Consider the following 8,263-nt stretch of genomic DNA (forward strand, 5'->3'; position numbering starts at 1 on the left):
TCTCGTGACGGTTGTTCCAGTTGGTGAACGTGTCCTCGTTGACAGTCACAGACCTGCATCTCTCGATCGAGCTGGGTGGCGCTCATATGGTAAACAGACTGACGGATGATCGATCAAGGGGGTGCACATGTGATGCGGGTCGCGTGGGTCTGAACGGGTGCGGAAGACCGTAAGAAACCCCCGTGTCGCGTTGCGAGGTCGCACTTCCCTGCCGATGGTCGGACCGTGAGCACGTCATCCGTACCGCGGCCGGGCCCCGTCGCGCAGTCGCGCCCCTCCCGCCTGCCGTCCCTCGGCCGGGCATCGTCCGGTCTCGGGGCCGCCCTGGCGTTCTTCGCGGCCGTCAGGCTCGCCGGAGCCATCGTCGTCGTCCTGGCGAACCACGCCACGGGGCACCCGCTGCTGAGGAACCTCGCGCACGCCTGGGACGCCCGCTGGTACCAGCACATCGCCGCGCACGGCTACGGCGACCTGATCGAGATCACGCGCCGGGGAGCCGTACAGACCGACTGGGCGTTCTTCCCGCTGTACCCCGGGCTCATCCGCGCCCTGACGACGGTCCTGCCGCTCACGCCCGGCAAGGCCGCACTGCTGCTCGCGGGCGGCGCCGCCGTGGTGGCCGCGTGGGGCGTCTACCGCGTCGGCGACCTCCTGTACGGCAGGGGCGTCGCCACGGCGCTCGTCGTTCTGTGGGCCGTGCTCCCCCAGTCGGTCGAACTGACCGTCGCCTATACCGAGTCCCTCTTCTCGGCGCTCGCGGCCTGGTCCCTGTACAGCGTTCTCCGGGGCCGCTGGCTCTGGGCAGGCTGTCTTGCCGCGCTCGCCGGTCTCTCCCGGCCCAGCGGCTTCGCGGTCGCCGCGGCCGTCGTCGTCGCGGGCGCCCACGAGGCGGTACGGCGACGCGGCCGGGTCCCGCCCCGGTTGTGGGTGGGTTGCCTGACGGCCCCGGTCGGCTGGCTCGGCTACGTCCTGTGGGTGGGGCACCGGACCGGCGACCTGCTGCAGGGCTACTTCGGGGTGCAGCGGGCCTGGAACTCGCGCTTCGACTTCGGCAGGGGATCCCTGCTGTTCGTGAAGGGCCTGCTGGTGCACGGCGGTGGCTTCGTCTACGCTGCCGCCCTGGTGATCGTCGTGGCCGGCGTCCTGCTGTTCTGCCTGCTCTGCCTGGACCGCGCCCCGCTGGTCCTGGTGGTCTTCGCCGGCGTGCTGGTCCTGGTGGTCGTGGGGGGCTCCGGCTCCTTCTCCTCCAAGCCGCGTTTCCTGCTCCCCGCCTTCCCCCTGCTGATCCCGCTGGCCCGCGCGCTGGTCAGGAGCTGGCGGCTGCGGCCCGCCCAGGCCGTCCTGGTCGTCGGCGCGCTCACGGCGGTCTCCCTGCTGTTCGGCGCCTACGTCATGACGGTCGCCCGCGCACCGCTGTGAACGGTGGCCCCACCTCTGTGGCGCCCGGGTGCCGCGGCTCGGAGCCGACGTCGAGCCGCGGGGCGTCGTGGGTGAGGGCCACCGCGACAGGTGCTACCGCGGGTTGAAGACCACGCTGGCGAAGTGGACGCTGCCGGGCGCCGAGTGGCCGGGGGCGATGCGGAGCGCCGTGCCCTTGCACTTCGCCTTGCTGTAGACGACGAGCGCCTTCTTCGTGGAGTTCTGCGGGCCGCGCGCCTCCTGGGCCATGTCGAGGCACTTGCGGTCCGGCGGGTTCTGGATGGCGTACGCCTTGCCCTTCGGCCCCACCCAGACGAAGGTCCCTTGGGTGGCGGCCGCCGGACCCGTGGTGAGGACGGCGAGGGCGAGCCCGCCGAGAGCGACGGCGAGCGGACGACTGAGGCGCATCGTGATGTCCTTCGTGAGCGGTGGCAACGGTGAAGAAGGGGCCGCGGACAGACCGGAGCCCGGTGCCATCACACACCGTCACCGCACCCGGACGCCCCGTCGACACGGAAACATCCCACGTGCGGGCGACCCGGGTCGGCGTGTTGTGGCGCCCGGCCCCGGCGGGAGGCTCAACCTCGGTGACGCGTACGGGAGTCGGGGCGGCGGCGCGGCGGCCGGCCGGGGCGCCGAAGCCGTCGGCGATTCATCATGCGAATAACGGGCCGTAAGGGTAGATTCCCGACCACTGTTGCGAAGGGTGTCACCGTCGGACGGGGCAGGACATGAGCACGCACCACCGCGGCGCGGTGACGACCGGGATCGCACGGCTGTACGCGGAGCCCGCGCTGGCCGGGCGCGGTCGCGTCGGGCTGGTCACCAACCACACCGGCGTCCTGCCGGATCTGCGTCCCGCCGCGCCCGCGCTGCTCGACGCCGGGGTGCCGCTGGTCGCCCTGTTCGGCCCGGAACACGGACTGTACGGGACCGGTCAGGCCGGGGAGAGCGAGGCCGTCCGGTGGGACCCCGACACCGGGCTGCCGGTGTACGACACCTACGGCCGCGCCGGCGAGCGGCTCGACAAGCTGCTGATCGACAGCGGTGTGGACACCCTCGTCCTCGACCTCCAGGACATCGGGGCCAGGTACTACACCTACGTGTGGACCATGTTCGACCTGATGGCGTCGGCGGCCCGTACGGGTGTGCGGTTCGTCGTCGCCGACCGGCCGAATCCGCTGGGCGGACTCGTCAGCGAGGGTCCCCTGCTCGAACCGGAATGGTCCAGCTTCGTCGGACGCGCCGCCGTCCCCGTCCGGCACGGTCTCACCTGCGGCGAACTCGCCAGGCATCTCAACACCTCGGCCGTGCCGCACGTCGCGGACGGACCGGTCGACCTGACGGTGATCGAGGTCCTGGGCTGGCAGCGCGCCATGACCGCGGGGGACACCGGTCTGGCATGGGTGGCGCCCTCGCCCAACATCCCGACGCCCGCCACCGCCTTCGTGTATCCCGGCACCTGCCTGTTCGAGGGGACGAACCTCTCGGAGGGCCGCGGCACCGCACAGCCCTTCGAGATCGTCGGCGCCCCGTACCTCGACCGGCGGTTCGCGCCCGCTCTCACCGAACTCGCCCTGCCCGGCGTGCACTTCCGAGATCTGCGGTTCGTACCGGCCTGCCACCGGTACGCCGGAAGGCCGCTGCGCGGAGTCCAGCTGCACATCACCGACTTGGCGACGTTCACGCCCGTACGCACCGCCGTCGCGATGCTCGCCACGCTCCGGCGGCTCTATCCGGACGACTTCGCCTGGGAGCCGGGGGACGGCGGCGCGGCGCAGCGCGGTGCCGAAGGGACCGGTGCCGAGGAGACCGGTCGCCGTCCCTTCATCGATCTGCTGTGGGGATCCGACCGGTTGCGGCGCGCCGTCGACGCGGGTGACGACCCGCAGCCGCTGTGCGGGCCACCGGCCCCGCCCGGCCGATGGGCCGGCGACGACGTGCTGCTGTACCGCTGAGGCCGGCCCGTCGTACCCCTGAGACCACGCAGCTGTCCGCTCCGGAAGGACCACCCGGTCGATGACCCACCCCACGACGACGACATCCCGAGTCGGGATCCGCGGCTTCCGGTCGGGCGACGGCCCCCGGCTGGTGGAGGCCTGGGCCCGGAGCGCACCCGCCGACCCGATCACCCCGGACCGCTTCCGCTCCCTGGTGCTGCTCGACCCCAACTTCGACCCGGACGGACTGCGGATCGCCGTCGACGGCGACCGTGTCGTCGGCGCCGCCTACGCGGTGCGCCGGCTGACCCCGATGGCCGGCACCGACCTGGAGCCCGAACAGGGCTGGATCCCGTTCTTCTTCGTCGCCCCGGACGCCCGCCGCCGGGGCCTCGGCCGCCGGCTGCTGACCGAGGCCCTCGACTGGCTGGCCGGTCACGGCCGGACCCGGGTGGACTTCTCCTCGTACACCCCGAACTACGTCTTCCCCGGCCTGGACGCCGAGGCCTACCCGGAGGCGGCCGGGCTCCTGGACGCCCTGGGCTTTCGCACGCTGTACGAGGCGGCGGCGATGCACCGTGCCCTGGTCGGCTACCGCGTCCCGGCCGACGTCCTGCGCCGTGCGGCCGAACTGACCGGCCGCGGACACCGGTTCGCCACCCCGGCCGACGACGACCTGGTGGATCTCCTCGCCCTCGCCGGGAGCCACTTCGGGCCGGACTGGGCCTGCACCATCCGGGCGTGCCTGACCACGGGCACCCCGCTCGACCGGATCGTCACCGCCCGCGACCCGGCGGGCCGCATGGTCGGCTGGGCGATGCACGGCGCGTTCGACTCGGTGGACGAGCGGTTCGGCCCCATCGGGGTGCTGGAGGAGATGCGCGGCACCGGACTCGGCGAAGTCCTCCTGCATCTGGTCCTGGAGCGGATGCGAGCGCGCCGGGCGCACGCCGCGTGGTTCCTGTGGACCGGGGCGCAGTCCCCGGCCGGACACCTCTACCGCAAGACCGGTTTCACCACGACCCGGGTCTTCCGGGTGATGCGCCGGGAAGCCGCCCGGTGACCCGGGCGCTGAGCCGCCGTCACTTCGCGCTCGCCCTGCCCTCGGCGCTGCTCACCGCCGGTTGCGCCGCACCCTCCCGGGGCACCGGACGGCCCGGTGACCCGATCGTCCTCACCCTGCTCTCCCACTACGCGAGCGGGGCGCTCAAGGAGGCCCTGCGGGGCCCGGTGGACGAGTGGAACGCCACCCACGACCGGGTCAAGGTGGCCACCGAGGCCGTGGAGTTCACGGACCTGCTGACCACGGTCATGGTCAGGCAGGCCGCCGGCCAGGGTGCCGACCTCCTGCACCCGTACTGCCTGTGGAACGGCCAGCTCGTCCGGGCCGGTGTGCTGCGGCCCGCGCCACCCGGGCACGCCGAGGAGATCAGACGCGGCTACGGGGCCGCCGCGGTCGGTTCCGCGTCGGTGGCGGGCACGGTCTACGGCTATCCCACCGAGATGCAGACCTATGCCCTCTACTACAACAGGCGACTGCTGCGCGAGGCCGGCGTCGCAGGGCCGCCGCGCACCTGGCGGGAGCTGGAGGACGCGGCCCGCCGCACCGCCCGGCGGGACCGGTACGGCAACACGCTGCTGCAGGGTTTCGGGCTGTCGACCTTCGACGACTCCACCACCGTCGGTCAGACCCTCGCGCTGCTCAACGCCGCCGGCGGGCGGTTCGTCTCGGCGGACGGCAGACGCACCGACCTCGACTCGACGGCCGGACGGGCCGTGTTCGACCTGGAGCACCGCCTCGTCGCCACGGGCGCGAGCGACCCCGGTGTCAACGTCTACCAGGCGTTCGCGTCCGGGCAGGTGGCCATGGTGATTAGCGCCGGCTGGTGGACGGCGAACCTGAGGTCACTGATGGGCACGGCCTACCGCGACGTCGGAGTCGTACCCGTGCCCCTCCCGGAGACCGGCGGCAGGCGGGGCACCCTCGCCACCGGGTTCATGCTGGGCGTCAACACGGCCGCCCGGCACCCGCGTGAGGCCTGGGAGTTCCTGCGCTGGCTCAACGCCGAGAAGGTGCGCGGCGCCACCCGGATGAGTGCCCTTCAGGTGTCGGTCGGCTCGCTGACCGGCCGCGCCGACGACATGCGGACCCTGCTCGGGGCGGGCACCGATCCCAACCTGCGGCCCTTCCTGGACGCGCTCGCCTACGCGGTGCCGGAGCCGAACGTACCGGGCGCGCAGCAGGCCAAGTCGCTGCTGCGCAGGAACATCGAGGCGCTGTGGACCGGCCGGCAGTCGGTCGAGGAGGCGCTGCGGACCACCCGCCGCCAGGTCGACCAGGAGGTGTCCCGGTCATGGTGAACGCCACCCTGACACCGCGGCCGGCCGAACGCGCCGCACCCGGCACCCCCGCGGCGCGTGCCCGCGGCCGGGACCGCCGGCAGCGCCGCCAGACCGCCGTCGCCTATCTCTTCCTGACCCCGGCACTGCTGTTCTTCGCCGTCTTCCTCGTCCTCCCGCTCGGCTTCGCGCTGCTGCTCGCGACGTCCCGGTGGGCCGGGTTCGACCTCGGTGACATCGAACCGGTGGGACTGGACAACTTCGCCGGTCTGTTCGCGGCCGGCTCGACGTTCCTGACGCCGGTCCTCACCAACACGCTGCTGTTCGCCCTCGGCACCGTGGTCCTCTCGCTCGCCGGTTCCGTGCTCGTCGCCACCTGCATCGACAAGCTGCGGTTCCAAGGGCTGTGGCGCACCCTGTACTTCCTGCCGATCGTCACGACCGTCGTCGCCGTCGGCAACGTCTGGAAGTACATGTACGAGCCCGGTGGTCTCGTCAACGGCGTCCTCAACGCCCTCGGACTAGCCTCGGTGGCGTTCCTCCAGGACCCGGACACCGCGCTGCCCTCGGTCGTCGTCGTGCAGTCCTGGGCCTCCGTCGGCTCGGCGATCCTCGTCCTGACGGCGGGGCTGAAGTCCGTCCCCGAGACCTACTACGAGGCCGCCGCCCTCGACGGCGCGGGCCCCGGCACCGTCTTCTGGACGATCACGCTGCCGCTGCTGCGGCCGTCCCTGATGTTCGTGTGCGTCACCCAGTTCCTCACCGGCCTCCAGTCGTTCGCGCTGATCACGGTGATGACCAGGGGCGGGCCGGGGGACGCGACCGACGTGGCCGCGCTGGAGATGTACCGGCAGGCCTTCTCCTACGGCGACTGGGGCACCGCGAGCGCCGCCGCCTTCGTGCTGTTCGCGGTGGTCCTCGCGGTCACGCTGGTGCAGCTGTGGCTCTTCCGGCGCACGGGGGAGGACGCGTGAACCGCGGCCGCCTCCCGTGGCTTTCGTATCTGCTGGTGGTCACCGGCGCGGTTCTCACGGTGGTGCCGTTCGCCGACATGGTGATGACGTCCTTCAAGGGGCCGGACGAGGCCGGCACGCTGCCGTACCGGTTCCTGCCCAGGGCGTTCGACCTGTCCAACTACCGGGCGGCGGTCCACCAGCTCGATCTGCCGGTGCTCTTCCGCAACAGCGTCGTCGTCACGACCGTCGTCACCGGTTCGGTGCTGCTCACGTCCTCGCTGGCCGGCTACGCGCTCGCCAAGCTCCGCTTCCCCGGCCGGGACCTCGTCTTCCGCCTGGTGCTGTCGACGATGATGTTCCCGCCGTTCCTGTTCTTCGTCCCGCACTTCCTGATCCTGGTGCACTGGCCGCTGGCGGGCGGCAACGACCTGCTCGGGCGCGGCGGCGCGGGGCTGACCGTGAGCATCGTCGCGCTCGCCGTGCCGTTCCTCGTCAGCAGCTTCGGGATCTTCCTGACGCGCCAGTTCATGGTCTCGATCCCGGACGAGGTCCTGGAGGCCGCACGCATCGACGGCGCCGGCGAGTTCACCGTGTGGTGGCGGATCGTCCTCCCGCAGACCAGGCCGGTCCTGCTCACCCTCTCCCTGCTGACCTTCGTCGACGCCTGGAACGAGTACATCTGGGCGCTGCTCGTGTCGACCGCGAACCCGGCCGTGATGACCCTGCCCGTCGGCATCCAGCTCCTGCAGGACTACGTCGACCCGACCCGCACGACGCCCATCGTCATGGCCGGCCTGGTCCTGAGCACCCTGCCGGTGCTGGTCCTCTTCCTCCTGTTGCAGAAGTACTACGTCCGGGGAGTCATGCTCAGCGGCCTCAAGTGAACGCCCGCCGGGTGGACTCCCCGGGCCGCACGGGAGCGGCGACCGTCACAGGCCCCGCCAGACGTTGTCGAAGGCCGCGTCCTCGATCTCCCGGCGTTGCCGTACGGCAGCGAGTTCCGTGACGGCGTCGTTCACCGCGGCCACCACCGTGACGGTTGTCTCGGGGGCCGCGCCGACGAGGTCCTGGGCCGCCTCGTCCTGGATCCCGACGGCGGCCGCCAGGGCGGCGAGCACGGGCTCGCCCGACGTCCAGCGTTCGTGCGCCGCGGCGCGCTCGGGCGAGTCGGACGGCTGCGTGCGTCCGGTCGGCAGCGGCAGCCAGCGTCGCCGCTGCTGGGCGACCACCGTGCCGTCCGCCTCCAGGACGTCGAGGTAGGCGGCGCCCAGGCCACGCCCGCGGCGCCACAGCCAGTCCTCCACCGACTCGTACGGCGCCTCGTGCCGCAGCGCCGTGGCCGCCTCGTCCAGGAGCCGGTCTCCCGTGCCGCCCTGCGGAGCGGGTACGACGAGATCGCCGTCGAGCGTGACCGCCCCGGCGTCGATGAGATCGACCAGTTCGGCTCCGGCGAGTGCCAGGGAGAGGTCACCCTGTTCGACGGGCCGGGCGGCGGCGTCGTACACGGTGACGAGGAACAGGTCCCGGGGTGTGGTCATGTCGGACTCCCCAACTGAGACGGCAGAGACAACGCAGGCACCAGAAGTACCAGAGACACCTGCGACAACC

At 72.2% G+C, this 8,263-nt stretch carries 8 protein-coding genes; 6 read left to right on the forward strand and 2 right to left on the reverse strand.

Annotation, left to right across the window (positions count from 1 at the left end):
• Positions 1 to 225 precede the first annotated feature (225 nt).
• Positions 226 to 1,419: a hypothetical protein gene (locus ABZ646_RS34090; RefSeq protein WP_360527657.1), complete on the forward strand. Its 1,194-nt coding sequence runs from the start codon at positions 226 to 228 to the stop codon at positions 1,417 to 1,419.
• A gap of 93 nt (positions 1,420 to 1,512) precedes the next feature.
• Here the strand turns inward: ABZ646_RS34090 and ABZ646_RS34095 are convergent, their stop codons facing one another.
• A complete protein-coding gene (locus tag ABZ646_RS34095) occupies positions 1,513 to 1,827 on the reverse strand; it encodes a hypothetical protein (RefSeq protein ID WP_360527660.1) in 315 nt (104 codons plus the stop codon).
• A 323-nt stretch (positions 1,828 to 2,150) separates the two neighbouring features.
• Between ABZ646_RS34095 and ABZ646_RS34100 the strand changes: the two genes are divergently transcribed.
• The 5 genes from ABZ646_RS34100 (at position 2,151) to ABZ646_RS34120 (ending at position 7,539) form a co-directional block, all read left to right on the forward strand.
• The gene (locus ABZ646_RS34100; protein ID WP_360527663.1) at positions 2,151 to 3,377 is read left to right on the forward strand and encodes a DUF1343 domain-containing protein; all 1,227 of its coding nucleotides are present in this window, start codon (positions 2,151 to 2,153) and stop codon (positions 3,375 to 3,377) included.
• Between the two features lie 61 nt (positions 3,378 to 3,438).
• Entirely contained in the window at positions 3,439 to 4,422 is a 984-nt protein-coding gene (locus tag ABZ646_RS34105; protein WP_360527666.1) for a GNAT family N-acetyltransferase, read from the forward strand.
• Positions 4,419 to 5,720: an extracellular solute-binding protein gene (locus ABZ646_RS34110; RefSeq protein ID WP_360527669.1), complete on the forward strand. Its 1,302-nt coding sequence runs from the start codon at positions 4,419 to 4,421 to the stop codon at positions 5,718 to 5,720. The genes ABZ646_RS34105 and ABZ646_RS34110 overlap by 4 nt, the downstream gene beginning before the upstream one ends.
• Entirely contained in the window at positions 5,714 to 6,673 is a 960-nt protein-coding gene (locus ABZ646_RS34115) for a sugar ABC transporter permease (RefSeq protein WP_360527672.1), read from the forward strand. Before ABZ646_RS34110 ends, ABZ646_RS34115 begins: the two co-directional genes overlap by 7 nt.
• On the forward strand, positions 6,670 to 7,539 hold the full coding sequence (locus tag ABZ646_RS34120; RefSeq protein ID WP_360527675.1) for a carbohydrate ABC transporter permease: 870 nt from the start codon (positions 6,670 to 6,672) through the stop codon (positions 7,537 to 7,539). Before ABZ646_RS34115 ends, ABZ646_RS34120 begins: the two co-directional genes overlap by 4 nt.
• 45 nt (positions 7,540 to 7,584) lie before the next feature.
• On the opposite strand, the gene ABZ646_RS34125 is transcribed toward ABZ646_RS34120, so the two are convergent.
• Entirely contained in the window at positions 7,585 to 8,193 is a 609-nt protein-coding gene (locus ABZ646_RS34125; protein ID WP_360527678.1) for a GPP34 family phosphoprotein, read from the reverse strand.
• Positions 8,194 to 8,263 lie beyond the last annotated feature (70 nt).

The sequence above is a fragment of the Streptomyces sp. NPDC007162 genome, from assembly GCF_040634175.1.
Taxonomy (GTDB): Bacteria; Actinomycetota; Actinomycetes; order Streptomycetales; family Streptomycetaceae; genus Streptomyces.